Source organism: Vibrio sinus (assembly GCF_023634645.1).
GTDB lineage: Bacteria > Pseudomonadota > Gammaproteobacteria > Enterobacterales > Vibrionaceae > Vibrio > Vibrio sinus.
The window spans coordinates 255,445-281,589 of record NZ_JAMKMR010000001.1; the positions used below are offsets into that span (position 1 = coordinate 255,445).

24 protein-coding genes are annotated in these 26,145 nt (G+C 43.1%); 14 read left to right on the plus strand and 10 right to left on the minus strand.

All coding sequences use genetic code 11. From position 1 onward, the window contains the following. Window positions 1-49: 49 nt before the first annotated feature. The 3 genes from xylA to xylB form a co-directional block, all read right to left on the minus strand. Window positions 50-1,369: a xylose isomerase gene (xylA, locus tag M9194_RS01000; RefSeq protein ID WP_250610395.1), complete on the minus strand. Its 1,320-nt coding sequence runs from the start codon at window positions 1,367-1,369 to the stop codon at window positions 50-52. A gap of 166 nt (window positions 1,370-1,535) precedes the next feature. Then, window positions 1,536-2,699, minus strand: coding sequence for a XylR family transcriptional regulator (locus tag M9194_RS01005; RefSeq protein WP_250610396.1), 1,164 nt, complete (start codon window positions 2,697-2,699; stop codon window positions 1,536-1,538). Between the two features lie 57 nt (window positions 2,700-2,756). Next, on the minus strand, window positions 2,757-4,208 hold the full coding sequence (gene xylB / locus M9194_RS01010) for a xylulokinase (RefSeq protein WP_250610397.1): 1,452 nt from the start codon (window positions 4,206-4,208) through the stop codon (window positions 2,757-2,759). 523 nt (window positions 4,209-4,731) lie between these two features. Here xylB and M9194_RS01015 point away from each other — a divergent pair. Continuing rightward, on the plus strand, window positions 4,732-5,595 hold the full coding sequence (locus M9194_RS01015) for a proline iminopeptidase-family hydrolase (RefSeq protein ID WP_250610399.1): 864 nt from the start codon (window positions 4,732-4,734) through the stop codon (window positions 5,593-5,595). A gap of 113 nt (window positions 5,596-5,708) precedes the next feature. Here M9194_RS01015 and hutZ read toward each other — a convergent pair whose 3' ends face one another. Then, a complete protein-coding gene (gene hutZ, locus M9194_RS01020) occupies window positions 5,709-6,257 on the minus strand; it encodes a heme utilization protein HutZ (protein WP_250610400.1) in 549 nt (182 codons plus the stop codon). 97 nt (window positions 6,258-6,354) lie between these two features. Then, complete coding sequence (locus tag M9194_RS01025; protein WP_250610401.1) at window positions 6,355-8,223, minus strand: DEAD/DEAH box helicase; 1,869 nt, start codon at window positions 8,221-8,223, stop codon at window positions 6,355-6,357. A 376-nt stretch (window positions 8,224-8,599) separates the two neighbouring features. On the opposite strand from M9194_RS01025, the gene rnb reads away from it, so the two are divergent. Next, entirely contained in the window at window positions 8,600-10,594 is a 1,995-nt protein-coding gene (gene rnb, locus M9194_RS01030) for an exoribonuclease II (RefSeq protein ID WP_250610775.1), read from the plus strand. A 100-nt stretch (window positions 10,595-10,694) separates the two neighbouring features. Here rnb and M9194_RS01035 read toward each other — a convergent pair whose 3' ends face one another. The 3 genes from M9194_RS01035 to M9194_RS01045 all read right to left on the minus strand — a co-directional run bounded on the left by M9194_RS01035 (window position 10,695) and on the right by M9194_RS01045 (window position 12,645). Beyond that, the gene (locus M9194_RS01035) at window positions 10,695-11,048 is read right to left on the minus strand and encodes a DUF3024 domain-containing protein (RefSeq protein WP_250610402.1); all 354 of its coding nucleotides are present in this window, start codon (window positions 11,046-11,048) and stop codon (window positions 10,695-10,697) included. A 237-nt stretch (window positions 11,049-11,285) separates the two neighbouring features. Next, the gene (locus M9194_RS01040; protein ID WP_250610403.1) at window positions 11,286-11,963 is read right to left on the minus strand and encodes a MaoC family dehydratase; all 678 of its coding nucleotides are present in this window, start codon (window positions 11,961-11,963) and stop codon (window positions 11,286-11,288) included. Between the two features lie 346 nt (window positions 11,964-12,309). Then, a complete protein-coding gene (locus M9194_RS01045; protein WP_250610404.1) occupies window positions 12,310-12,645 on the minus strand; it encodes a hypothetical protein in 336 nt (111 codons plus the stop codon). A gap of 211 nt (window positions 12,646-12,856) precedes the next feature. Here M9194_RS01045 and nfsA point away from each other — a divergent pair, with 211 nt between their 5' ends. Continuing rightward, entirely contained in the window at window positions 12,857-13,579 is a 723-nt protein-coding gene (gene nfsA / locus M9194_RS01050; RefSeq protein WP_250610405.1) for an oxygen-insensitive NADPH nitroreductase, read from the plus strand. 66 nt (window positions 13,580-13,645) lie between these two features. Here the strand turns inward: nfsA and M9194_RS01055 are convergent, their stop codons facing one another. Beyond that, on the minus strand, window positions 13,646-14,488 hold the full coding sequence (locus M9194_RS01055; protein ID WP_250610407.1) for a DUF6279 family lipoprotein: 843 nt from the start codon (window positions 14,486-14,488) through the stop codon (window positions 13,646-13,648). Window positions 14,489-14,749: 261 nt separating this feature from the next. On the opposite strand from M9194_RS01055, the gene M9194_RS01060 reads away from it, so the two are divergent. The 10 genes from M9194_RS01060 to M9194_RS01105 all read left to right on the plus strand — a co-directional run bounded on the left by M9194_RS01060 (window position 14,750) and on the right by M9194_RS01105 (window position 24,862). Beyond that, window positions 14,750-15,124, plus strand: coding sequence for a cystatin domain-containing protein (locus M9194_RS01060; RefSeq protein WP_250610409.1), 375 nt, complete (start codon window positions 14,750-14,752; stop codon window positions 15,122-15,124). A gap of 358 nt (window positions 15,125-15,482) precedes the next feature. After that, entirely contained in the window at window positions 15,483-16,847 is a 1,365-nt protein-coding gene (gene glpT / locus M9194_RS01065) for a glycerol-3-phosphate transporter (protein ID WP_250610411.1), read from the plus strand. Window positions 16,848-16,861: 14 nt separating this feature from the next. Beyond that, window positions 16,862-17,932 (plus strand): glycerophosphodiester phosphodiesterase, encoded by a 1,071-nt coding sequence (gene glpQ, locus M9194_RS01070; RefSeq protein WP_431769382.1) that lies wholly within the window; start codon window positions 16,862-16,864, stop codon window positions 17,930-17,932. A gap of 136 nt (window positions 17,933-18,068) precedes the next feature. Beyond that, entirely contained in the window at window positions 18,069-18,797 is a 729-nt protein-coding gene (locus M9194_RS01075) for a prephenate dehydratase domain-containing protein (protein ID WP_250610413.1), read from the plus strand. A 317-nt stretch (window positions 18,798-19,114) separates the two neighbouring features. Further along, window positions 19,115-20,464 carry a hypothetical protein gene (locus M9194_RS01080; protein WP_250610414.1) on the plus strand — a complete coding sequence of 450 codons (1,350 nt, stop codon included), beginning with the start codon at window positions 19,115-19,117 and terminating at the stop codon, window positions 20,462-20,464. Between the two features lie 195 nt (window positions 20,465-20,659). Next, entirely contained in the window at window positions 20,660-21,649 is a 990-nt protein-coding gene (locus M9194_RS01085) for an ABC transporter substrate-binding protein (protein ID WP_250610415.1), read from the plus strand. 62 nt (window positions 21,650-21,711) lie between these two features. After that, window positions 21,712-22,608, plus strand: a complete 897-nt coding sequence (locus M9194_RS01090; RefSeq protein WP_250610416.1) for an ABC transporter permease — start codon at window positions 21,712-21,714, stop codon at window positions 22,606-22,608. Then, window positions 22,601-23,812 carry a quaternary amine ABC transporter ATP-binding protein gene (locus M9194_RS01095; protein WP_250610417.1) on the plus strand — a complete coding sequence of 404 codons (1,212 nt, stop codon included), beginning with the start codon at window positions 22,601-22,603 and terminating at the stop codon, window positions 23,810-23,812. The genes M9194_RS01090 and M9194_RS01095 overlap by 8 nt, the downstream gene beginning before the upstream one ends. Before the next feature lie 190 nt (window positions 23,813-24,002). Then, complete coding sequence (locus M9194_RS01100) at window positions 24,003-24,374, plus strand: MaoP family protein (protein WP_250610418.1); 372 nt, start codon at window positions 24,003-24,005, stop codon at window positions 24,372-24,374. A 20-nt stretch (window positions 24,375-24,394) separates the two neighbouring features. Next, window positions 24,395-24,862 carry an autoinducer binding domain-containing protein gene (locus M9194_RS01105; protein WP_250610419.1) on the plus strand — a complete coding sequence of 156 codons (468 nt, stop codon included), beginning with the start codon at window positions 24,395-24,397 and terminating at the stop codon, window positions 24,860-24,862. Window positions 24,863-24,864: 2 nt separating this feature from the next. On the opposite strand, the gene M9194_RS01110 is transcribed toward M9194_RS01105, so the two are convergent. Further along, on the minus strand, window positions 24,865-25,602 hold the full coding sequence (locus M9194_RS01110) for a siderophore-interacting protein (protein ID WP_250610420.1): 738 nt from the start codon (window positions 25,600-25,602) through the stop codon (window positions 24,865-24,867). 113 nt (window positions 25,603-25,715) lie between these two features. Between M9194_RS01110 and M9194_RS01115 the strand changes: the two genes are divergently transcribed. After that, complete coding sequence (locus tag M9194_RS01115; protein WP_250610422.1) at window positions 25,716-26,141, plus strand: MarR family winged helix-turn-helix transcriptional regulator; 426 nt, start codon at window positions 25,716-25,718, stop codon at window positions 26,139-26,141. Window positions 26,142-26,145: the final 4 nt, after the last annotated feature.

Below are 26,145 nucleotides of genomic sequence, written 5' to 3' on the forward strand. Positions count from 1 at the left end.
GCAAAGTTGCCATCCTCATTAATAATAAATAAACTCACTTTGTAGAGCATCAACGGTATATAATATGACTCACCTTATTTTCAAGCATTTCTTGACTACCTGACACTTCTTTTGGATTTAAATTATTTTCCAGTGCGTAATTAGTAATATCTTCTAAAGAAAAGGACTTATTAAGAATTCTTGAACCTAATTCTCCATTCCAACCAGAATATCGCTGCGCGACATTTTCTGCTAACACATCGTCTTCTATCATTGCCGCTGCCCGCTCCAATGCCAGTGCCATGGTATCCATTCCACCAATATGACCGATTAATAAGTCTTTCACATCGGTAGATTGACGACGTACTTTTGCATCAAAATTCAACCCTCCAGTCGTAAAACCACCCGCTTTTAACACTTCGTACATGACAAGTGTGTTTTCTTCCACACTGTTCGGGAACTGGTCAGTATCCCAGCCAAGCTGGGCATCCCCGCGATTCGCATCAATCGAACCAAAAATACCTAACGAAATCGCGGTTGCAATTTCATGTTGAAAGCTATGACCCGCAAGCGTTGCGTGGTTGGCTTCGATGTTCACTTTGATTTCTTTTTCCAACCCATATTGCTTCAAAAAACCATAAACAGTGGCAGTATCATAATCGTACTGATGTTTGGTTGGCTCTTGTGGTTTAGGCTCGATCAAGATGGTGCCTTTAAAGCCGATTTTGTGTTTATGCTCTACGACTAGCTGCATCATACGTCCAATCTGTTCGCGCTCTTGACGGAGATCGGTATTCAACAGTGTCTCGTAGCCTTCTCTACCACCCCACAATACGTAGTTTTCTCCTCCAAGGCGATTAGTGGCATTCATTGCATTGAATACTTGCGTTGCCGCATAGGCAAAGATTTCTGGGTTCGGGTTACTTGCAGCACCAGACATATAGCGTGGATGAGAAAAAGCATTAGCCGTTCCCCATAACAGTTTAAGCCCGGTTTCTTCTTGCTTTTGCTCTAGGTAATCCACCATAAAACCAAAGTTTTCCACGTACTCCCTCAAGCTACTGCCCTCTGGAGCAACATCGGTATCATGAAAACAGTAATATGGCACGCTTAACTTACTAAAAAATTCAAAGGCCGCGTCGGCTTTGTTGGTTGCGACCTCCATAGGGCTTGAACCCTTTAACCATGCTCTGTCATAGGTGGGGTTACCGAACGGATCGGATCCTAGACCACAAAAGTTATGCCAATAACATGCAGCAAAACGCAAATGCTCTGCCATTGTTTTACCCAAAACAACTTTATTGCCATCGTAAGCTTTAAATGCAAATGGATTATTTGACTCTAGCCCTTCGTAGATTACTTTATCGACACCGTTGAAATATTCAGTCATGATGATCACCTTTTTTGTTAGTGGTGATAGGTTATCTTCTTTATTAATTCCAACAATTACGATATGTGTTATTAAACTTAAGCCTAGTGTTTAATGTGGTCAATCTCTCAATTTAAACTCAGAAAAATAAGCAACTCAGATGATTACATTGACCTTAAAAAATAGTCTACCCTTCTTTTTCTCGATATTCTTTTGGTGTCATAGACAAGTTTTTTGCAAATACCGAATACATATATTGAGTGGTTGGATAACCAGAAAGCTTTGCTATTTCTTCTATTGATTTATTTTTAGATTTAAGTAATTGGCAGGCCTTTTTCAATCGAATTGTGAATATTTGATCATGCACTGTCGTCCCTAACTCACTTTTAAATAATACTTCTAGTTTTGAACGAGAGACATTCAGCGCGTCGAACACATGGTAAGACTTTATACCTTTTCCAACGTTAACACGTATAAAATGCAATGCCGTCATAATCAATGGATGGTTTACCGCATGAAAATCACTACTTTGGCGATCATACACGCGCAGCGGGCCGATTTTAGTCAGGTCTGACACATTGGTGTCTTTCTCCAACATCTGACTGAGCTTTTTGGCTGCCACAAACCCCAGCTCGTTGCCGTTTTGTGCCACAGATGAAAGCGAAATACGATTTAAACTGCGTGCTACATCATCGTTATCAATACCAATAACGGCAACGTTCTCTGGCACGTGAATATCGGTGTTTGCGCACGCTTGGATAATATGTCGAGCTCTTGAGTCTGTCACCGCAACAATACCGATGGGTTTTGGCAATTGTTGAATCCAATCAGTAATGCGGTTCATACAAAAGGTCCAATTCCTCGCATTGGTATCAAACCCTCTAAATACGGAGCTGTTGTATCCACGCTCTTTCGTGAGAGAAAGAAATGCTTTTTCGCGCTCTTTCGCCCATCGGTTGTACGGACTGGGGTTGGCACCATAAAATGCTAAGGACGTTAATCCACGTTGAGTTAAATGATCAACCGCAGATTCAATCAGCGCTCGATTGTCTGTGGCAACATAGGGAAAATGGGGATAGTCTTTATGATGCTCGTAAGAGCTGCCGACACCCACTGTTGGAATCGTCGAGCCAGCCAAAGCGTCGGCAATATCCGGATCATCTAGATCGGCAATAATGCCATCTCCGTACCAATCATCAATAGACTTTCGATCAATCAAATAATCATCTTCCACGTAGACTTCCCAACAAGCACCAGTGGAAGCAATATACTTTCCAACCCCTTCAATTATCTCTCGGTCGTAAATCTTGTTGGCATTAAACAGCAGAAGAATTCGGAAAATTTTGCTCATATGGGTATCAGGGTTTTTCATTGTTCTACACGCTCTGGATATACTATGCCTCAATCGTCACACGGTAAAGCCTTTGAGGCGTGTGTACAATTCGCTAAACTTCTCTCGCCTGAGCGTATAATACGGATGTTTATCTTGATTTGGCTGATAGGTTTGCACCAATGACGTGGGCGGACAAATCACAGCAATATCAACGTCTGGTTTTACCCCTGCATGCGCCAATCTTGCCGCTCCTAGCGCTGGTCCAACATCCCCCCCAGCTCGGTAAGATACAGGCAAACCAAATATATCAGCCAGCATCTGACGCCAGAAAACAGAGCGTGCTCCACCACCGATTAAAGAGATATCGTTCGGACGGCCACTTGCGCTGTGCAACACATCCATTCCGTCAGCCAAGGCAAATCCCACCCCTTCTAAGATGGCCAACGCCATTTGTCCTCGCGTGGTCTCCGGTGTCAGTCCAAAAAATACACCTTTTGCTTCAGGGTCATTGTGTGGCGTTCTTTCCCCAGTTAAATAGGGTAGAAACAATAAAGAGCCAGCGGTCTCACATTGCTCTGCTTCTTCAATCATGTCTTTAACATCGAGAAACTGAGCCGTTTTAGTAAACCATGAAAGGCAAGACGCCGCACTTAGCATGACACTCATAGTGTGCCATTTGTCAGGAATCGCATGACAAAATGAATGCAGTGCGTTTTCAGGATCGGAGGTAAAGGAATCTGACACAGAAAAATACACGCCTGATGTTCCCAAAGACAGCATGGCTTGCCCTTGCTCGATAATCCCCACACCAATGGCACCCGCAGCATTATCGCCAGCTCCTGCAACTATAGGAACACAGGGCATCCCCCACTCAGACGCCACATCGTTATTCAACACACCTGTTACCTCAGTGCCTTCGTAAAGTGTCGGCATCTGATCTATGGTTAGCCCTGTTGCAGATAGCATCTCTTCACTCCAACACCGAGTCGCAACATTCAACCAACTGGTTCCAGCTGCATCCGAGACATCAGTGGCAAAGTCACCCGACATACGAAAGCGTAAATAATCCTTAGGTAATAAAACCTTATCAATTCGAGCAAAATTGCCTGGTTCATATCGCTTTATCCAAAGCACCTTAGGGGCAGTAAATCCCGGCATGACCATGTTACCTGTTATCTCACGGCAACCCGGCACCATTTCCTCCAGCTCAAGACACTCCTGAGCACTACGACCGTCATTCCAAAGAATACATGGGCGTATCACTTCACCGTCAGCATCGATCAATGTCGCTCCATGCATCTGACCTGATAAGCCTATTGCAACGACATTGGACAAATCTACCTGTTCTTTTAAGCTAAGCATTGCCTTATTCAGGGCACTCCACCAATGTTGTGGATTTTGCTCTGACCATAACTCTTTAGGGCGGGAAACCCTCAAAGGTTCTGTTTGTGACGCTACAATCACTCCTCTACCATCCAAAACAATGGCCTTTAATCCAGACGTGCCTAGATCGATTCCAATATACATGTTCACTTCTCGCAAGTTTTTAGTAGACAGTAAATTCACAGGCCGATCTCGGCAATTGCGTAATGTGCCAATAAGTTAAACAGAACTGTTTTTTGTGCGCTGGATTACGTCATATGGGGTGAAGAAGTGCTGTCGCTTCGAGTGCTCAAGAACAGATTATGCACATAAATCAAATTTCTCCTAAGCCTGAGTTAAATGATATTGTTTTCCTGGACATGACAAATTCAAAGAGCTTTTTATTTACAACTATAAATAATATTCAAAACGTATTGTTCTATTACCTAAAGGAAAGCAACAAAAATAGGACAACCTTAAATACTTTAACCGTACACCACCCTATTTTTAATCAGCTCGAATTTTCTATTGGGATAAATTATCTAAAACTAGGGTTTACTATTTCAAAAATGATGAATTTTAACTTTGAGTTCCGTCAGTTTACGATAAGAATTTTGGGTAAACGTTCTGACTTGACTGTGTGAGTACACAGCACAAGGTTGTATTTTACTGGAGTGAGAAACATAAAATGAGAGCCGGTTTTGTCGATGTAACAGGTGGAAAAATATTTTGGCGCAGTGTAGGTGAGGGTTCAAAAACACCTATATTGGCGGTTCATGGAGGTCCAGGCGGGTCTCATGATATTCTCCTAGAGCCTTTATCAAACCTTGCTAAAGATAGGCAAGTGATATTTTACGATCAGCTAGGAGGGGGACGCTCAGACAGACCAAATGACAGATCATTATGGACCATTCCAAGATTTGTAGAGGAAATTGCCATTCTAAGAGAGGCTCTAGGGCTTGAAAAAGTAATATTGGAGGGAGGGTCTTGGGGTACGACAGTAGTTGCCGAGTATCTGTTTACCAAACCAAGCGGTGTCGAGGCAGCAATTTTCTCAAGCCCTTGTTTAAACGCTAAAATGTGGAAAGAAGACGCTGACCGATTACGCTTAAAGTTACCAATCAATGTGCAAGAAACATTGATTAAACATGAAAGTGCTAAAACGACTCATAGTTCAGAGTACAAAGCGGCAATGTGGGAATACATTAAACGCTATGTATGCCTTATTGATCCTATTCCAGAGAAAATATTAGATGTATTTAACGATACGAATCATGATATCTATGAGTACATGTGGGGACCCAGTGAGTTTTATCCTACAGGAACTCTCAAGAATTATGATGCTACATCTAGGTTACCTGATATAGATATTCCCACTTTATTTATCTGCGGTAGAGAAGATGAAGCGACTCCTGAGTCAACAACATATTTTTCTAGTCTAGTCCCAGATTCGAGAGTCGAGATAATTGAAGGGGCTTCTCATCTCGCTCTGATTGAAAAAAGCGAAGAATTTGTGAGCGCCATTGATTCCTTTTTGATCAAAAAGGGGTAGCCGTTTACACAAGGTTTTGTTGAAAAGTGATGCTTAAGCTCACCTCGCACAGAGTTGCTCGATATCTATTCAAAGCTGGATGCATCAATGCAGCTAGTCTTCATAGGCGAATTCTATGGCGCTCTTTTCACATGTGCAATGTCCAGTAGCTCATCACCTGAGCACTGAAAAGCCTGTCCAAAACCTTTTACAAATAGGCCTTGTTTAGGATGCAGTTGATATAAATTGAAATCACTCAACTGCTTTAAGTCATCGATAATGTCACCAAATCGCTGTGCCAGCTCATCGATTACCTGTTGCCACATCTCCGTGTCTCGCATTACTGAATTGGCCGAGGCTTCAAAGGTGAGCCTTTTACGAGCGTAGATTTGAGTGGACTTACTCTCATCTTCAATCATCATAAAAGAAATTGTGGGGTTGTTATCTATATTGCGAGCATGTCGAGCCAGAGTTGAAATAAGAATGAAATATCCGTATTGGTTATGAACAAATGGTGCGTAACTAATATTGGGTTGTTGCTGTTCGTTTACGGTTGCTAGTTGAAGAGATTCGCAGTGCTGGATGAATTCTTGAATTTCTGACCTTACATGTTCTTGGAGACGCGTCTCCTTAGCTTGAGCCGGGTCTTGAGTTAGCTTATTCGTTAAGGGATTTGATGTCATACCAGCGGTCCATTGTGGGCATACTCCTATTTTAGACAATAAAAAACCCCGCTTTTTCAAACGGGGTCAAATACTGTCTCAAATAATAACTATTTGATTAGCTTTCGAAGCTGCGTGCGCGGCTGTGACCACGTTCACCGCGATGTGCACCACGGTTATCGCCACCACGGTTGCGATCAAAGCGACGCTCACGGTTACCACGGTTTCCATCTCGGTTACCATCACGACCACCTCGGAAGTTGCCATCACGGCTTCCACGATGCCCACCATCACGTCGTCCATCTCTGCGGCCACGTGACTCACGGAAATCATCGAAATCACACACTACCGCACCCACCTCTTTCTGACGAATGCGAAGCTTGCGTAATTTGCCTGATGCTTCAGAGTTCATAGACTTAGGCAACTGAACAAAAGTGTGTCCTTGTGCTAGTTTGATTGCACCAATAGACCCTTTGGTTAGGCCAAGTTCGTTGGCTAGAGCACCTACGATGTCTTTCACTTGAACGCCTTGCTCACGACCAACTTGTAGTTGATACGTTTCCCAGTCAGCATTGTTACTGTAGCCACGACGACCACCGTCACGTCCGTTTTCACGACGCTCTTTACGACGTTGCTTGTCACGCTCAATAGCTTCGATCATCGGATCTTGACCGACATAGAATAACGGACGTTTACCTTGCTGGCGCTTTAATAGCATGGCAGCAAGAGTTTTGGTATCGAGCTCTAGAGAGTCTTGCAGCTTGTCGATAAGCTCAGCAAATTTCTCTAACGATTTGTGTTCTTTTTCGGCTTCAAGCTCAGCACCGAGTTTAACAAGGCGAGCTTCAGCAACTTTATCACGCAGTGGCAACTGAATTTCTTCCATAGAAGATTTGGTTACACGCTCGATAGTGCGAAGCATACGGATTTGGTTAGTACGAACCAAAAGGATCGCCTTACCTTTACGTCCAGCACGGCCTGTACGACCAATACGGTGGATGTATGACTCAACATCAAATGGGATGTCGTAGTTAAATACGTGCGTAATACGCGGCACATCAAGACCACGAGCTACTACGTCAGTTGCAACCAAGATATCGATGACACCTTGTTTGATATGGTCAACCACACGCTCACGTAAAGACTGTGGAATATCGCCGTGTAACGCTGCCGCTTTAAAGCCGCGAGCAGACAACCAATCGGCTAAACGCTCTGTATCTTGACGAGTACGAACGAATACAATAGATGCGTCCGTTTCTTCAGTCTCTAGAAGACGAGCCATCGCTTCGTCTTTCTCAACACCTTTTACCACCCAGAACTGTTGTTCTACTTTGTCGACAGTGTGGTTCTTACCTGCGACATCAATGTGCTCAGGGTTACGTAAGAAACGCTCAACAATGTTTTTTAGCATTGGAGGCATGGTCGCAGAGAAAAGCACACGTTGTGCAGACTCAGGCGCTTGTTCCATAATCCAAGTTACGTCGTCAACGAAGCCCATGTTTAACATTTCGTCAGCTTCGTCTAGAACAAACGTATGAACTTCATCTAGGTGTAGGCGGTCACGGTTGATCAAGTCTTGTACACGACCAGGTGTACCGACCACAATGTGAGCACCTGATTTTAGTGCACGCATCTGATCAACAATGGAAGCACCACCGTAAATCTCTAATACTTTTAGTCCACGTACATTCTGGCCCAAGTTTTTGATCTCGGCTGCGACCTGAATCGCTAGCTCACGAGTTGGTGCAAGTACGATGGCTTGTGGTTTACGTTGCTCTAAGTTGAGCTTGTTTAGGAGTGGTAAAGAAAACGCGGCAGTTTTACCTGTACCAGTTTGCGCTTTACCAAGTGCGTCTTTACCTTCCAAAAGGTGTGGTATAGCAGCAGCTTGAATAGGAGTCGGGTTTTTGAAGCCCATTCCGTCTAGAGCTGAAAGAATAGAATCGTTTAAAGCGAGTTCGCTGAATTGTATTGCAGAATCTTGCATTGGGTTCCCACTAATATCATTTAACAAAAGGTCCCACGTGCTCTACCAATTCCAATACCAATCCAGTTTAGAGCTGAATCCATCCAGATGCGGACAAGTGTTAAAACGCATCAAGCGACTAGGGACTTACTTAGGGAGGCGGATTATTCCCTAAATACACAAAAAAAGCCAGAAAAAATTGAAATTCATCACAAATATTACGAAGAATAGTTAAAATTGCCTATCCGTTGTACATTAACCACATCATTACTATGACTATTACGGTCTTCAACAAATCTAAGCGGCATTATTTCAATGATAAAAATAATGCTTTCTGTAGTAATCAATGGCGGCAATGTTTATAGTGTCGTCAATTAAATACAGTAGACTAGAAGCCATGTTCCAAGACAACCCCCTACTCGCTCAACTCAAGCAGCAAATTCAAGAAAATTTACCCAAAAAAGAAGGCACGATAAAAGCCACGGACAAAGGCTTCGGATTTCTTGAAGTAGATAGTAAAACCAGCTTTTTTATCCCACCACCGTATATGAAAAAGTGTATGCACGGTGACAAGGTTATCGCCATTATTCGTACCGAGAAAGAAAAAGAAGTCGCTGAGCCAGAAGAATTAATAGAACAAAACCTGACTCGATTCATCGGTCGAGTGAAGATGTTTAAAGGCAAGTTAAACGTTGCTCCAGACCATCCCCAACTTAAAAAGCAGTCACTTAAAGCAAAGGTTAAGAAAGGATTAAATCCTGAGCATTTTGCCGAAGGTGATTGGGTAGTCGCCAACCTAATTCGTCACCCACTAAAAGGGGATAACTCTTTCTTCGTTGAAATCACGGAAAAAATCACCGATGCAAATGACAAAATTGCACCTTGGTGGGTAACACTGGCGGAAAATGACCTGCCTAACAGTGAACCAGCAGGCATTGATAACTGGCAGTTAAAAGATGATGAGTCACTGACACGCGCCGACATGACGCATATTCCTTTCGTGACCATTGATGGCGAAAGCACCAAAGATATGGATGATGCATTGTATGCTGAGTCCACTGAGTCTGGTGATATCAAGCTTACAATCGCTATTGCAGATCCCACTGCCTACATCACGCCAGACGATAAGATGGATAATGTAGCCCGTGAACGCGGTTTTACCATTTATTTGCCAGGCCGAAACATCCCGATGCTACCAAGAGAGCTTGCCGATGAAATGTGCTCGTTGCTTGAGAATGAAGTACGCCCAGCGCTCTGCTGCTCAGTCACTGTACATCATGATGGTACGATTGGTGAAGACATTGAGTTCTTCGCAGCGAATATCAAATCGCACGCTCGTCTCGTTTACGATCACGTTTCGGATTGGTTAGAAACAGGTTCATCGAATGAATGGCAGCCGAACGAACAAATCGCTGCGGTCGTAAAAAATCTACACAGACTCTCTCAAGTTCGCGCTAACTGGCGTGAAACCAATGCGGTTGTGTTCCCAGACAGACCAGACTATCGATTTGAGCTAAGCGAAGACAACGATGTTATCGCCATTCATGCAGATTTACGTCGCACAGCAAACCGCTTGGTTGAAGAAGCAATGATCACGGCTAATATTTGTGCTGGCATCGCGCTTAACAAGGCGTTTGAGTCTGGTGTGTTCAGCTCACATGCTGGCTTCAAACCTGAAAAACTTAAAGATGTCATCGAACTTGTCAATCCAAACGGCGAATTGCCGTTTACTGAAGAAAGTATCGCCACTTTAGAAGGGTTTGCAGCACTACGCCGTTGGTTAAGCCAACAAGATACCAGCTATTTGGACAATCGTATTCGCAAGCATCAAACCTACAGCGAGATGAGTGCTAAGCCGCTACCGCACTACGCAATGGGTCTAGAGCTCTACGCGACTTGGACATCACCTATTCGTAAATATGGTGACATGGTGAACCATCGCATGCTTAAGTCCATGATTTTGGGCAAAGCGCCGCTTCAAAAGCCAGATGAAAAACTTGGTGAAGAGCTAGCTATCCATAAAAAGCATCACAAAATCGCAGAGCGTAGTGTCTCAGATTGGCTTTATGCGCGTACGCTTGCTGAAGAGCCGAAAAAAGGCACTAAATTCACTGGTGAAATCTTTGATATTAACCGAGCGGGGATGCGCATCCGTTTACTAGAGAATGGTGCTTCCGCTTTTGTCCCTGGCTCTCTCATCTTGGATAACAAAGCGCGCATTAGCATGAATGCTGAAGAGGGAACCATTAGCATCGATAACGATGTCAATTACAAGCTAGGTGATACGCTAGAAGTCGTATTGGCTGATGTTAACATAGAAAACCGCAGTCTAGTGGCAAAGCCAACGTACGTCTTTGCAGAAACGAATACTGAAACACCGTCTGATTCATAGTGGTGTAAACTCACCGCAGCAAACTTCTCGCACCTCAGTCATAGAAATGCAGTAGGTGCGAGTACGTTCGCAAAGAAAGAGCGGTGTTGCGCGTCATTGATTACCAGAAAGACGCATAAGGGTCTTTTTCAATTTCGCGCATGATCTCAGTAAGATCTTTGCTCTGTGATAGGTGGGGGTAAGGGAGCCAATGATCGCCTGCATCATCTTCTCTAGGCACTGATAACAACCAACAGCCACGAGTGTCATTCCACTGGACACGAGCAACTGCGCTCATGTAGTCACAATGAGCAGAATCGAGTAAATAGTGCTGCTTTACGAATTCGACGCCATTATCAATCGTTTCAAAGTTAGATCGCCCGCCTAATTCTACAGGTACACCTTTATTTCTTTTCGAGCAAACCACCAACGCCCGGCTTTCCACCTGACGTTGTAGTATACTGACCAAACTCATAGGTAAGCCTCAATACCCACTAGCCCCTTAATACAGTATGTATTAAAAATCAAATTTGCTGTAGTAAAATTCACAAATTTGTCATTAATCTGGCATAGTAATTATAAAACTTACTTTTCAAGTTCGAAATTGGCGTAACAGAACGTGAGTTACTGTGTGTATGAATTGATGTCAATTACGAAGGGTTGGCCTTCGTAATCGAGAATGAGGGCATGCTAGCTTAAGTAGAGGAAGTGTTTAAAAACGGAGTTGAATAACTGACACTGCGATACAAGCGGGTCGTCTTACGCCTTCAATTTCAACTCGAATTTCTCTTTCGACTTCTAGGCCTTTCTTAATCGGCGTCACTTTTGTCAACGTACTTTTTGCTCGAACCTTGCTGCCAGACTTGAGAGGATAAGGGAAACGCACTTGGTTCAAACCGATATTGACGACCAATTTTGCCGTCGGAAAAAGTGGCTTATCTGGGTCTACGCTGTCGGTCAATTTAGGCAATAGAGCAAGGGTCAAAAAACCATGTGCAACTGTTGTTTTAAATGGAGACTCTGATTGAGCTCGTTCTGGGTCCGTATGAATCCACTGCATGTCTTCAGTCACTTGACCAAATTGGTTGATACGCTCTTGATCCACCAATATCCAATCGCCTGTATGAATTACCTCGCCTATTTTACCACTCAGTTCATCGTGTAGCAGCTGTGCTTCCGTCGTCAAACGGATAGGCTCTTGAATCGGTCCATCTTCATTAATTGCAGGTTGCTGAAAGTCTCTCACCCAGGAGAAAAACTGCCTACTATGAGTCCTATTTAAAAATTCTCCCCAGTATCCACGTAGCATGGGAGACATTTTCTGAACAAGTTCAGTGTGGTGTTTAGAGATAGATTCACCATGATGCTTTAATAGATTCGCGACTTTCATAGAAACCCTCAGAAATTAACCAAACAGTTGGCAACGCACTAATTTTGAAGCAGTTCACAGATATTAGCAACAACTTTCGAGCGTACACTCGTTAACTATTTGATGATATTTTTATACAATTCAATTAGTTATAAATAAAACATCATTTTATTAACGCGCCCAAGTTAGAGTTCTTACTCTAACCATAAAAATTAAACATGGTTGCTGTACGCCACTAACTTAACCAAAAATGACAAGTCTCACGTGTCAAAACATAATAAAAGTTAACTTTCAATTTTGGTGCCAATACAGATACACAGTTATCGTCAGGCTTTCTCTGCTCTTTAGCCCCGCACCGGACAAACAGTTAACTCAATGGTTGTTGAGCTTTTCTTCCACCCGGGCGATATTTGTCCATAACCTTGTCCAACGAATCGTTCGTTATTGAAGGGTTAGCCTGCTTAAGGCAACTTAATAGTACTTTTTTGTTTTCGAGAACTCGCGCGGAAGACTCAGGGCGATGCCCTCCTGGCGTAGGGTTAACATGGCGAAAGCAATCAACAAATTGCTGCTCAGTGACCCCCAAATCGTGGCTAATCTGTTTAACCGGCCGCTTAGGATCATTTTTCAAGATAGGTGCATCAGCTAATGCATAGGTAGATAAAAGGCTACAGACAAGAAGACTTAAGACTTTAAATTTCATTCACTCACCCTTATGTACAAGATTGACAATGAACAAATTGTCGTAAATATTTTCCGCTCAAATGACAGCTATCGTTTGAGGACATAATACTAATTTACCTGTTGATAGCTCTTTTGCTAATAAAACCATGGTGTTGTATAGCTGAACTTACAACTGGATCACATTCAGAAAATCAAAGCATAGCAACAGGTACAGAAATTTTGGACAACTTATGAACCCCGTAATCGATACCATTCTATCTCACCGCTCTATTAGAAAATTCACCGATCAACCTATATCCCCTGAGCAACTCGAGGCAATAGTCCACTCAGGCATTGCTGCTTCATCGTCAAGCTTGCTGCAGGCGGTTTCTGTTATTAGAGTCACTGACAAAGAAAAACGAGCGCAATTATCGGTCTTGGCTGGTAATCAACAGTACGTTCAAACCGCCGCTGAATTCCTTGTCTTTTGTATTGACTTTAACCGCCATCAAACACTTTGTGCAGAGTCGAAGCTTGACTTTACTGAGCTAACACTAATCGGAGCTATTGATGCCGGTATTATGGCGCAAAACTGTTTGATTGCAGCTGAGTCATTAAATCTGGGTGGGGTATACATTGGTGGCTTGAGAAACAGCGCTCATGAAGTGGACGCTTTGTTAGGGCTCCCGCAACATAGTGCAGTGTTATTTGGTTTGTGCCTTGGCCACCCAGATCAGAACCCTGAGAGAAAACCAAGATTGCCAGCAAACCTCATCTTGCATGAAAACCACTACCAACCGCTTAATGTGGATACCGTCAGAAAGTATGACGATGAAACCATGAATTACTATGCCAACCGAACAGGTAACAATAAGCAGCTAACTTGGTCAGAGCAAATTAGCGCTAAGCTAGGCAAAGAGTCTCGCCCTCATATCAAGGGCTACCTGAATGGCAAAGGGCTTGCTGTGAAGTAGTCCATATAGCCAAATGGCTTAAAGAGCGGTGTTGAGTGGCTTAACTTATTCTTAAGCGAAGGTTGATTAGCTTTGTAAAGCTAATATCAGCTCATGCCACTCAAGCAGCTCTTCTCTCAAATGCTTGGTTTGTTTCTCGTCCATTGAACGAATGATCGTGACAATATATTTGTTGGCCACCGACAAATTGTGGGCACGTTTTTTCTTCAGACCTGCTGGATAATAGGTTTCAGGAAAATATATAAGCTGATTAAAGTTGGTCATCAAATAGGTTGGATTTTGTCGATTCGCGAGTAACTTTTCAATCTCAAGCCGCAAATTAGATTGGTATTCTATCCACTCATTACTCGTAGCTAGAATATCTTGCGCCCAGCTCTCTATCGCCTGCTTCTGATCTGAATTTACCGAGCCGAGCCACTCCTCCGTGGTCTCTTGAATCCTGATAGCATAGCGGTTTCTAGACTCACTTTGCTCTCTCTCATTTAACCTTGCCGCCGTTTTGCGATGCTTTTCTGTTATGTGCGCCATAAAGTCATTCACTTGGCTATCGGATAAACTGCGCGTCAACGTCAAGATATCCGGCGCTGCTTTTTCAACTAATACTTGCACGCGCTCTTTTATACTCGCCTGAAGTGACAGCAAATCCTCTTCAGTGAAGTGTTGAGGGCTTATTTGTGCAACATACTCAAGCTGCTCGCTATAGAGTGGGAGCTCGTTTTGTTGATGCCATTGAGCATAGAGTCGAGTTTTGCGTTTAATTATCTCTTCTTGTTCGCCAGTCAATTCTACATATTCTTCTAAGTAGCGAACGGTTAACCAGTCGGCATTGCTATAGACAAATTGAGACGCAATTTGGGTGCTGCACCCAAAACAAAATAGACTCAATAACAAACCTATCCATTGTTTCAAAGCCTATCCCTACCCTAGATATTTGAATTCCTTTAATTACAATATATACCTAAGTGAGCTCAGGTGCTGAAATTAGAACATTGGAAAATAATTCATACAAGTCTGACAGCCGCTGACGGACTCCTTACATACATATCAGTATGATTGCCTTTCTATTCTATACGTTAAAAGATATGCAGAGGTAAACTACTTGTTATTCCAAGTACTCTTCAACTCTACCTCTTGGGTCAGCTGACCTAGTAATTTATGGACTAAATTAAGATGAAAAAAATTATTGCCCTCACATTCGTTACTCTGGCTTTAGCCGGCTGTGGCCAAAAAGAAGTAAAAAAAGTCGAGACACCGAAAGTAAAAAGCCCAATTTGTGACTCGACTGCCAATATGCCCGGAGGCTGGCAAGCAACGGAGGTCACCCCTGATATACACCAAGCATTAAAATTGGTCATGTCTCACATGGACACATCCAGCAAACTGGCGGGTATTGTTTCTGTCCATTCTCAAGTCGTGAATGGAATCAACTATGCAATTGAATATCGACTCAGTGACAATACGGTTTGGCACGTTATTGTCTATCGCAGCTTGAAAGGTGAATACGCCATCTCTCAACCACCGCAACCTGGGCCAATTTGCCAATAGCTAATGTTCATATTGCTTCAGTCAATGACTGAAGCAATTTTCTAACGCTCACATACCCTACCATTTATAGCTCATACGAAATCCAAACAAATTCGAACAAATAGTAAACAAAATCTTACTGAGTGGTAATTTTTGACCAATTAGGTTCAAAAATATGTAACTATTTCTTCATTTTCCAGCATTATTGCAATACAGATCACGGTAAATTACGGCGGTTTTTAACAGAATCCTTACACTTTCGTACGAGCATAATTTCTATAGATAATACGATGTAGTCAATTGATGCCTTTCGTACATCATCTTGGGTCATATTGCCCCTAATTACCTCTTCAAATATTGACAATAAAAAGGCAAATTTATGTTTGGTATTTTCAAGCCTAAATCACACGTTGCACCGTTGGATTCGGCAAAAATCGATGGTACCTATTCAAGACTGCGGTGGCAGCTATTTCTTGGAATCTTCTTTGGTTATGCAGGCTATTACCTGGTAAGAAAAAACTTTAGTTTGGCCATGCCTTACCTGATCGAGCAAGGCTATAGTCGCGGTGACTTAGGGGTTGCCCTTGCAGCGGTCTCTATTGCTTACGGCCTATCAAAGTTTCTCATGGGCAGTGTTTCTGACCGCTCGGATCCAAGATATTTCTTAAGTGCAGGCTTGCTGATGTCTGCTGTTGTGATGTTCTGCTTCGGGTTTATGCCGTGGGCAACAGGTAGCATCACAGCCATGTTCATTCTCTTGTTTCTTAACGGGTGGTTCCAAGGTATGGGATGGCCAGCCTGTGGCCGAACCATGGTGCACTGGTGGTCACGCAAAGAACGGGGGGAGATAGTCTCGGTTTGGAACGTCGCTCATAACGTCGGTGGTGGTCTAATCGGACCGATGTTCCTTTTAGGCCTATGGCTTTTCAATGACGACTGGCACACTGCGTTTTATGTCCCCGCCTTTTTTGCCACTATCGTAGCCTTGTTTATTTGGCTAACCGTAAGAGACACCCCGCAATCATGTGGCTTACCTTCCATTGAAGAGTACAAACAGGACTTCCCTGACGATTACGACTCGACACATGAGAAAGAAATTTCAGCCAAAGAGATTTTCTTTAAGTATGTCTTCTCCAACAAGCTATTATGGTCAATCGCAATCGCTAATGCCTTTGTTTACCTCATCCGCTACGGGGTACTCGATTGGGCTCCCGTCTACTTAAAAGAAGCGAAGGATTTTAACGTCGATGAGTCTTCTTGGGCGTACTTCTTGTACGAATGGGCTGGCATTCCTGGCACATTATTGTGCGGCTGGATATCGGACAAACTGTTCAAAGGTCGCCGTGCCCCCGCAGGCATTTTATTTATGTTGCTCGTTACCGTATCGGTATTGGTGTATTGGTTGAACCCAGCCGGAAACCCAACCATAGATATGCTAGCGCTGATCTCTATCGGTTTCCTCATTTACGGCCCAGTCATGCTAATTGGCCTTTATGCTCTTGAACTGGCACCGAAGAAAGCTGCGGGTACCGCTGCCGGATTAACAGGCTTGTTTGGCTACCTAGGCGGCGCAGTCGCGGCGAACGCCATTTTGGGCTACACCGTTGATAAATTTGGCTGGGACGGTGGGTTTATCGTGCTAGTGGCTGCGTGTATTGCCGCCATTGCCTGCTTACTTTATGCCTTCGTTGGCGAACGAGCACATCACAAACAAAAAAATGAAGCACTAAACACTGCAACTTAGATAAGGAAATCCTAATGAGACCGCTAAGATTGATATTTGCGTTGATGGCTTTTGCATTTGCCTCAATGTTATATGCTAACCCTGTTGTCATCGCCCACCGAGGAGCCTCAGGCTACCTACCCGAGCACACGATGGCGGCTAAAGCGTTAGCTTATGCAATGAAACCAAACTATTTAGAGCAAGACGTAGTAATGACCAAAGACAATCAATTGGTCGTATTGCATGATCGATACTTAGATCGTGTCACTGACGTCGCTAAGAAGTTTCCAGGCCGAGCACGTGCAGACGGCCGCTATTACGCAATAGATTTCACGCTAGCCGAAATTAGAACCCTTCATGCTACAGAAGGCTTTAATGTTGATAAAAACGGAAAGCAGGTGCAAATTTTCCCTGACCGATTCCCAATGTGGAAATCCGACTTCCGTATCCATACATTTGCCGAAGAAATTGAGCTAATACAAGGGCTCAACAAGACACTTGGATATAACATTGGCATTTATCCTGAAATCAAAGCACCATGGTTCCATCGTAGCGAAGGTAAGGACATCAGTTTAGCGGTTCTCACTACCCTCAAAAAGTATGGTTATGACTCGAAAGATAGTAACGTTTACCTACAATGCTTTGACCCAATTGAGTTAAAGAGAATCCATAAAGAATTGCTGCCAAGCTTACATATGGATCTTAAACTCATTCAGCTAATGGCCTACACAGACTGGAATGAAACCATGGTGCAAAAAGACGGCAAATTTGTACCGTACAACTATGACTGGATGTTCAAGCCGGATGGCATGAAAAAAGTGGCTCAATATGCTGATGGTATCGGCCCGTGGAAATCGATGCTTGTTGACGATAAATCGACAAAAGACCATATCATTATTTTGCCACTGGTTAAGGAAGCAAAAGCGGCTGGGTTGCTTATTCACCCCTACACGTTTAGAGCAGACAAAGGGCGCATCCCTCCATATGCGTCAAGCTACGATGATATGCTAGACATATTCATTAATAAGGTAAAAGTTGACGGCCTATTTACTGACTTCCCAGACAAAGCCGTACACTTTATCAACTCGAATAATACGCATAGCTAACAAAGCGTTATATTCAGTGAATTCATGGCCTCTTTTGCAGAGGCCATTTTTATACCCAAAACCCCTATTGGTATTGCCGCAAATTTCCGTTAGTTTTACGACTCCTATATATTCAATAACATTATTAGGTTTATTTATGCTAACGGTTAAGAGATTATTCACATCTATTTTATTAGCAACACCACTTGTCGCCCAAGCTGCTCCAACCATATATGCTCAAGCATCAAAAGGCAGTTTTAATGATGCTGCGTTACACCAGCTATTACAGAAAAAGCCAGAACTTAAAGCCAATATCATCTTCTCAGGTACACCACTAAACACCTATATGCAAGCTGAAAAGCATGACGGCGTTGCCTTTACCGCTATTGCGAACTCAACAATTAAAGGCAAGCTCGTCAGCGCCACCGTGAAAGCAATCGAACAATATAAAGTGACCAAACCCATTGCTTTTATCACCACACCGATTGATATGTGCGCGTTTATGAATAAACAAGACGTAAAAGAGAAACTGCCTGTCAAAGCCATTGCATCCCATCCCGCAGCGCTTGCCGAGGTCAGTGAATGGAACAAGAACCTGAAGGCGACAGAAATTGCTGTACCACAAGGCACTGCATATGCCGCTAAAGAAGTCTCTCTACACAAACTTCCTCAAGGTACTGCCGCGGTAGGTTCCTGTGTACTTAATGAAATTTATCCTAACCTAGTGAAAATTGGCACAAATATCCAAGATAATAAATCAAACCGCACCAGCTTTATGTTAACGGAATTATCCAAACGAGCACAGCCAATATCAGAATCCCAAGCTAAAGTAGAATTGCAACAAATTATTAAAACTGAGAAAAATAATAATAAGGATATTATCTGATATAAAACAATAGCCTAGGAGAGGCACCTAGGCATCCATTTACAAGAACAAAGATTTTATTATTGTAAAAGTCAATATAAATAACAAATTGTGTTATATACATTCCATATTTAATATGCGTTGTTACACATAGTGACGATTTGCTTGCAAAACGTGAACCTTTTTTATGCTAGATTTACTATTGAGTAACAACTTAATAAGCTAGCCATACTCGTAGAGATCGAATCACTGTCATTCAGTTGATGAAGAAAAAGCAGGACTACCACTGGCTAATTTGGACGTAATGATTTTTTCATCCCACATTAGAGGTAACCGTTATGCCTAGAGAAAGGTCAAATGCGATAAGTGAGCCGCCACGCACGACTCAGTCGGTTTTACCCCCAACCAATAATACTAATACACTGCCACCTATGTATAAGGACATGTTACAACTGTTCTCCAATACCAACATAGAAGGCCTTACCCTCATTGAAAAAGTGCAAACTGCGGTTGATGGTTTATCCACAACCAATGATTTAGCTGACTCCATTTCTCAGGCAACATCAGGTAAAGACTTCTACCTCACACGGGGTAAAGAAGCCGCCCAATCTGGCATCCAAAATTCCAAGGCTTATAAATACATACAGAAAATAATTACTGCGGTTAAAGAAAAACTAATAGAGTTTTTTAGACGCCATGGAGGAGATATTCTTGAACACATCAAGAATAAAATAATCTCCATGGTACCCAAACTGATTTTTAAGGTATTGCAGGACGTCGCACCCATTTACGGTGATATCAAAAAAGCCGCTACTGCGATTTATCCTGTATTACAAAAATCCGTTACTTACTATAAAACTCGTAACCTAAGTTCAAATACTCGTTACGCAAGTGCATCAGATGTCATTGAAACAGTACGTTCAGAAATTAAATCTGTCGCGATCGAAAAAGGGGTTGTCGCGTTAACGTCTGTTGGCACAATATTCATTGATGTGGGTAGTATGGGCATATCATCAACCGTGACGACCATATTAAAAGCTGTGAAAGCCGTGTTTGATTTCTTAAAAGGATTATATGACCGCTATGTAATGGTTAAAAACTTTAAGCAGTTTAAGAAAGAATGTACCCAGCTTAGACTTAAAGTCGGCACGCTGACCGCTACACGCTTTAAAGAATGGCTGAGACAACAAATGGAAACCATCCCTATTTTAGCCAGCTACATAGTTTGTATGCCCTGCTATAGCTCGCCATACAATTTCTTAGATATCGTAAATGCGAAGCCATCTCCACCATCAAGGGTCACTAAGCTCTATAGAAGGATTAAGAAAAAGCTTGGTCGTGGCGGCCCAGTTGATCCTGTTTTCTCCAACCAGAAAGATCTGCTGACTTCATATCGTTCGTTGCAAGATGAAGCAAGAGCATTTATCTCGGATTGCCCAATTCAACTGACCAGTGAAAAACCCGGAGCAATGCAAGTGTTGAACGCCGCAAGAGGCGAAACCAACTTCATCCCCGGTACTAATGAAGACGCTTTCAAAAAAGCAGTCAGGAAGCAAAAGTTCAAAAACCTTGTCGATGGCACAACGATAAAAGAGAAAATTCAAGATACCTTTACCGTCTCCAATCTGGGGGCGACGGCATTCGGGCAATTTGATTCCTACATGGATACCTTGAATGAAGAAGCTTAGCTAACTTATGTGAAATAAGTCCTATTGAAGCTGCGATGGCCCCACCACCGCAGCTTTTTTTAATACCTGAAATCTTGGGCCTGTTGACTCAACCAGGACGACACACCCAACATCTTCAGCGTGTCTTCGTGTACATTAGTTTATGGATAACATAGACTAATTGGGACTTCTAGGATTGAGAAAGGAACTCTCGGCATGAAAAGACTTCTAGTACTGGTATTTCTATCAGCTATTTGGACTACCCCCGCTTTGGCGGAAAAATGTGGCACGGTAACAATTGCTGATATGAATTGGAACTCAGCGAGTTTGATCGCCAATATCGACCAATTCATTTTAGAAAATGGTTATGGCTGCGACGCCCAGCTGATCCCTGGAGACACGATGCCGACTGGCACATCAATGATTGAAAAAGGCCAACCCGATGTCGCACCCGAATTATGGACAAATAGCCTTAAGGAAGCGTTAGATAAAGGTGTCAGTGAGAATCGACTGCGCTATACCGGACACGTATTGATCGACGGCGGTGAAGAAGGCTTCTGGGTCCCTGCTTATATGGTAAAAAAATACCCTGAGCTAAAAACCATTGAAGGCATCAAAAAACACGCAAAATTGTTTAAAAACCCTGAAGATCCTGACTCATCTGCCTTCTATGGTTGTCCTGCAGGCTGGGCATGCCAAATCTCAGCAGAAAACCTCTTCAAAGCATTAAAATTAAAAGATGCAGGCTTCACCTTGGTGGATCCAGGCTCTAGTGCTGGTTTGTCCGGAGCCCTAGCGAAAGCCAACGAGCGCAAAGAACCTTGGTTTGGCTACTACTGGGCACCCACAGCAATCCTTGGTAAATATGCCATGGTGAAAGTCGATTTCGGTACAGGCGTTCATGAGAAAGAGTTTGTGGATTGCATCACTCAGGCCGACTGTGAAAACCCGACCGTTTCCATGTACCCGGTATCCCCTGTCTATACCGTTACCACTGAAAAATTTGCTTCACAGTATCCAGACGTGAATCGCTACTTTGTCAAACGTGGATTTACCAACCAAGAGCTAAACAAACTGCTCGCTTGGATGGAAGACAACCAAGCTGACGGTAATGAAGCCATGCATTTCTTCCTCGAAAACTACCCACAAACTTGGCAAAGATGGGTGCCTGCCGATGTAGCAAAAAAAGTAGAAAGCGCACTTTAATCCAACAAACCACTCTCACGCAGTAACCCTTTGGGTTGCTGCGTTATTATAAGGATATTGATATGGCCAGTAGTGCTTGGATGAGCTTTCCCGAGATGGATCGCGCTGATCTTCGGTTGATTCGAAAAACATTAGACGGTGGATACCGCGAATTCTCTCGAGCGTATGGTGACGCCATTGAGTCTTTTTTTCATCCTCTCCAATCCTTTCTAATTTGGTTTGAAAAGCTACTAATTTCAACCCCTTGGTGGATTGTTCTCGCCGTATGCGCTTCGCTTATTTATGCCGCAAGTCGTTCGTGGAAATTAACACTAGGTGGCATCGTATCATTACTTCTGATTGGCTACTTTGGTATGTGGGAAGACACTATGCGAACGCTAAGCATCATAACGGTGTGTACTATGCTCGCCATAGTAATCGGTATCCCAGTTGGCATTGCGATGGCCCGTTCAAATCGCGTACAAGCAGGAGTCACACCACTACTTGATATCATGCAAACCATGCCTGCTTTTGTCTATCTGATTCCGGTGGTCATGCTGCTTGGCATAGGAAAAATACCAGGTCTTATTGCAGTCGTCATCTATGCCATCCCTCCAGTCATCCGTTTAACCAACCTAGGGATACGATTAGTCGACAAAGAAGTGTTGGAAGCGGCAACGGCATTTGGTGCCAATCGAAAGCAGCGCTTATGGGGTGTACAGCTTCCCCTAGCCATGCCCACTATTATGGCAGGCATCAACCAAACCATTATGATGGCCTTGTCTATGGTGGTGATCGCTTCAATGATTGGTGTAAAAGGGCTTGGCCAACCCGTACTGAAATCGATCACCAACCAATACTTTACCCTCGGACTACTCAATGGGTTTGCGATCGTCGCACTTGCTATACTGTTTGATAGGGCTTCTCAAGCTTACGCCAAGCGTGTGCAAGCACATCTAGGAGACAACAAGCATGACTAACCCCCTAGTCGAAATATGCGGTTTATATAAGATATTCGGACCAAGCCCCCTATCTGTCATTGATAAGATTAAAATTGGTGAATCCAAAGAACAAATTTTGTCAGAAACAGGCCACACGGTTGGTTTGAAAGATATTAACCTCAGTATCCAAAAAGGCGAGATTTTTGTGATCATGGGGCTATCTGGCTCTGGGAAGTCGACGCTCATTCGGCATTTTAACCGCCTTATTGATCCAACACTTGGGCAAATTTTTGTAGAAGGCGTTGATGTCACTGAACTTTCAACCAAAGAGTTAGAAGAGTTTCGCAGACATAAAATGTCGATGGTGTTTCAACGATTTGGCTTAATGCCACACCGCAATGTCGTAGATAACGTTGCGTATGGACTTGAAATTCAGGGCATAAAGAAAGAGCAACGATTACAGACAGCCAAACAATGGCTTGATACGGTAGGGTTAGCGGAGTATGCCGAGCAATACCCTTCGCAACTCTCTGGTGGTCAACAACAGCGCGTTGGACTTGCCAGAGCTCTATGTACAGACGCTGAAATCTTACTTATGGACGAAGCATTCTCCGCCCTAGACCCACTTATTCGAAGCGAGATGCAAGATCAACTCATTGAACTACAAAACGACCTACACAAAACCATCATTTTTATTACCCATGATCTAGACGAAGCCCTTCGACTTGGCGATCGCATCGCAATTCTGAAAGACGGAGAACTGGTCCAGCAAGGGACTCCGGATGAAATTCTTCTCAACCCCGCAAACGACTATGTAGAAGCATTTGTCAAAGACGTTAACCGAGCGAGAGCATTAACAGTGGAGGCGGTAATGCAGCCTCCTGCGCACCGGATTACGGCGGAGTCGATTGATGAAGCACTGAAACAAATGAAGAAACTTAAAAAGGACTACGCTTATCACGTTACTGACGACGGCTATCAAGGTCTTGTGACACGAGAAAACCTGCAAACCGCATTTGAAGATGTGTCCGTTGCTGGATTTAACGAAGAAATCTATGAAGAAATCCCTGCAATTTCCCCAGCAGCGGCGATTGAAGAAGTGCTACCAGACAGCATGTCCTGTGAATATTCTCTCCCTGTTGTAGACGAGGAAGGCAATTTGAAGGGTGAACTTCAGAAGCAAGCCGTTGCTGATATCTTTGCTGAAGGTACGGAATCTGAGCCGAAAAAAGCCGCGAATTAACGCGATTGTGATATCAAACTCGTATTGCTCAGAACCCTGCACCTTGGCGTAACTTAGGGATAGATATACTTATATTAAACAATATGTTAACAAGAAAAATTTATTAACACGATTAAAAAATTTTGTTTTAATTTTTGCTCAATTCGAACTAATTTCGCGTTGTCTCTACAACAACCGAATTGAGGACGATATGATAGATACTCAGCTACGAGTGGGTAGCACTATTTTTTATGATAATAAAACGTTCCCACGTGGCTTTGCTAAATCTGGCAACTTCACTATTTTAGAAGAAGAACTACTCATGCGGTATGGTCACACGATGGCAAAATTGGAATCTGGTGACCTAACACCAACGAACGAAGAGGAACAACACTTCATCAACACACTCTCCGACCCTACACTGGCCTCAACCAAACTCGAAAAAACCTGGCTAAAATACACAAAACTTGCGCGTGGTAGAAAACAATTTCATCCCTTAAACAGTAAGAAATCCGCTTCAGCGACACAAAGCCTCGTTCAGCTAGAAGATGAAGCGTCAGACGCTCTATTTGACGAAGATTAACGCGCAAAAGGATTCCCATCATGAGTTTTACCGACCTAATCAATCAACGCCTTGGCATTAGAGACACTTACATCGCTATTCGGCTGCATAACCACCAAACCGACCAATCCGAGCTTGTCACTAATATCCCTGACGACTTTCGAAACACCTACTACGAAAAGCGCTACAACGATATTGACGATTCATTTAGCTACACCGAACAAAACATAGGAAAACTATGTTTTCCAAATACGCTCAATCCAGACTATGAGTCAAAATTTCTACCTATCTTAGAGTCTCATGGATTTTTTAATCTCGCGTCTTTCTCCATTGGAGACGACATACAGCTGACTTGTATCATCACACAAACAAAACAAATTCAAGATGCGGCGCAAGAGTTTCTTGCTCTACGTGACAAGGTCATCCAGTGGTGCAGCATCATTGTTGATGAGTTTTGTGAGTTAGCAGATAGCAGCCATTTTGACTTTAACGCGATACCGAAAGCATAACGTTAGACTGGCATCAATTTCTTCTGTAGGCTAAACCGATCTGCATTCACCCCCTTTTTCCAATATCCTACAGCGAAAATGTTCAACCTATCGAATCCCATTTCCTCTTGTAGAATGGGGCGAAGTGAACGGATAGTCCGAGCCTCTAACGCTAACAATGTGTGAGTATCTTTAGACATATCTTGCGCAGTATCGGCAACTAATGCCTCTATTGTCGTCTGCGCTTCATCCTCAATAAACCAGTATGTGTTTTCAGTAGCGTCGTAATCTAGGTCAATAATATCTGCTCTTGTCGGCACCACGATAAAGGCTCTTACGTCCGCCTGCTGGCGAAACCTTGGGACATAACCATTAATCGCGTTGATTGAGGTCAAATCGCCTATCAACAAATAACTGTGGTGATCAAAATTAGTCAGTTTCATTGGCCCAGGCCCTGCGATGCCAACTTGGTCACCTACGCTTGCTTGCTTTGCCCAATCAGTTGCGGGGCCGTTGTGCCTATTCACCACAAAATCCAGCTCTAGCTCCAAGGTCTCAGGGTTAAACGCTCGAATTGTATAGGAACGCTTAACGCTACCGTGCTCATGATCATTTTGCAGTACAACCTTTACATAAGTACCTTCTTGCCCCACAGGGAAGCCTTTCAAACTCTCTCCTGTCACCGTAATTCTCCGAAGATGTGGCGACAAGTCGATTATCTTACTGACCTGAGTTTGACGCGCTTGTTTCTTAGATTTCATATATTGCCTCTGTTAAGTAAAAAATCAGATTAATTGAAAATTAGAAATAATGTTGATAAAGTCAACCATAAAGCAATATAGATGACAATGTCAACCATGTTGAGGGCAATAATATGTACAACGAACCATTAACAGAGCCGATCTATCACATTATGCGCTCATACAAAATGGCGATGCGCAAAACATTAAAGGCCAAGGAATTGGGTTTAAATAAGATGTATATCAAATGCTTATCATTTATATACACTTCAGAAAATTGTACGGCCAACGATATTGCTAATCACTTTCATCGCGATAAAGGACAAATCGCCCGTCTTGTTAAAGACATGATTGAGCGAGAATGGATAACCAAAGTGCCAAACCCAGAAGACAAACGAAGCCAAATTTTGATACTTACCCAGCAAGGAAATGATATAGCTCAGCTTGTCTCCGACACGCAAACTACTTTGCAAAAGAAAATGCAGGAAAGCTTAACTAAAGAAGAGACAGAGGCGTTTCGAGCCATAGCCAATAAAATATCCGCCAGTCTAAAAGTGTAACTGG

What these genes read in the sequence shown, in the direction of transcription:
- M9194_RS01045 (WP_250610404.1), bottom strand. Translation starts at nt 12,645, where the DNA reads ATGAAATTTAAAGTCTTAAGTCTTCTTGTCTGTAGCCTTTTATCTACC.
- glpQ (WP_431769382.1), top strand. Translation starts at nt 16,862, where the DNA reads ATGAGACCGCTAAGATTGATATTTGCGTTGATGGCTTTTGCATTTGCC.
- M9194_RS01115 (WP_250610422.1), top strand. Translation starts at nt 25,716, where the DNA reads ATGTACAACGAACCATTAACAGAGCCGATCTATCACATTATGCGCTCA.
- xylA (WP_250610395.1), bottom strand. Translation starts at nt 1,369, where the DNA reads ATGACTGAATATTTCAACGGTGTCGATAAAGTAATCTACGAAGGGCTA.
- M9194_RS01060 (WP_250610409.1), top strand. Translation starts at nt 14,750, where the DNA reads ATGAAAAAAATTATTGCCCTCACATTCGTTACTCTGGCTTTAGCCGGC.
- M9194_RS01005 (WP_250610396.1), bottom strand. Translation starts at nt 2,699, where the DNA reads ATGAGCAAAATTTTCCGAATTCTTCTGCTGTTTAATGCCAACAAGATT.
- M9194_RS01015 (WP_250610399.1), top strand. Translation starts at nt 4,732, where the DNA reads ATGAGAGCCGGTTTTGTCGATGTAACAGGTGGAAAAATATTTTGGCGC.
- M9194_RS01025 (WP_250610401.1), bottom strand. Translation starts at nt 8,223, where the DNA reads ATGCAAGATTCTGCAATACAATTCAGCGAACTCGCTTTAAACGATTCT.
- M9194_RS01100 (WP_250610418.1), top strand. Translation starts at nt 24,003, where the DNA reads ATGATAGATACTCAGCTACGAGTGGGTAGCACTATTTTTTATGATAAT.
- rnb (WP_250610775.1), top strand. Translation starts at nt 8,600, where the DNA reads ATGTTCCAAGACAACCCCCTACTCGCTCAACTCAAGCAGCAAATTCAA.
- xylB (WP_250610397.1), bottom strand. Translation starts at nt 4,208, where the DNA reads ATGTATATTGGAATCGATCTAGGCACGTCTGGATTAAAGGCCATTGTT.
- M9194_RS01035 (WP_250610402.1), bottom strand. Translation starts at nt 11,048, where the DNA reads ATGAGTTTGGTCAGTATACTACAACGTCAGGTGGAAAGCCGGGCGTTG.
- hutZ (WP_250610400.1), bottom strand. Translation starts at nt 6,257, where the DNA reads ATGACATCAAATCCCTTAACGAATAAGCTAACTCAAGACCCGGCTCAA.
- glpT (WP_250610411.1), top strand. Translation starts at nt 15,483, where the DNA reads ATGTTTGGTATTTTCAAGCCTAAATCACACGTTGCACCGTTGGATTCG.
- M9194_RS01095 (WP_250610417.1), top strand. Translation starts at nt 22,601, where the DNA reads ATGACTAACCCCCTAGTCGAAATATGCGGTTTATATAAGATATTCGGA.
- M9194_RS01075 (WP_250610413.1), top strand. Translation starts at nt 18,069, where the DNA reads ATGCTAACGGTTAAGAGATTATTCACATCTATTTTATTAGCAACACCA.
- nfsA (WP_250610405.1), top strand. Translation starts at nt 12,857, where the DNA reads ATGAACCCCGTAATCGATACCATTCTATCTCACCGCTCTATTAGAAAA.
- M9194_RS01040 (WP_250610403.1), bottom strand. Translation starts at nt 11,963, where the DNA reads ATGAAAGTCGCGAATCTATTAAAGCATCATGGTGAATCTATCTCTAAA.
- M9194_RS01090 (WP_250610416.1), top strand. Translation starts at nt 21,712, where the DNA reads ATGGCCAGTAGTGCTTGGATGAGCTTTCCCGAGATGGATCGCGCTGAT.
- M9194_RS01085 (WP_250610415.1), top strand. Translation starts at nt 20,660, where the DNA reads ATGAAAAGACTTCTAGTACTGGTATTTCTATCAGCTATTTGGACTACC.
- M9194_RS01105 (WP_250610419.1), top strand. Translation starts at nt 24,395, where the DNA reads ATGAGTTTTACCGACCTAATCAATCAACGCCTTGGCATTAGAGACACT.
- M9194_RS01080 (WP_250610414.1), top strand. Translation starts at nt 19,115, where the DNA reads ATGCCTAGAGAAAGGTCAAATGCGATAAGTGAGCCGCCACGCACGACT.
- M9194_RS01110 (WP_250610420.1), bottom strand. Translation starts at nt 25,602, where the DNA reads ATGAAATCTAAGAAACAAGCGCGTCAAACTCAGGTCAGTAAGATAATC.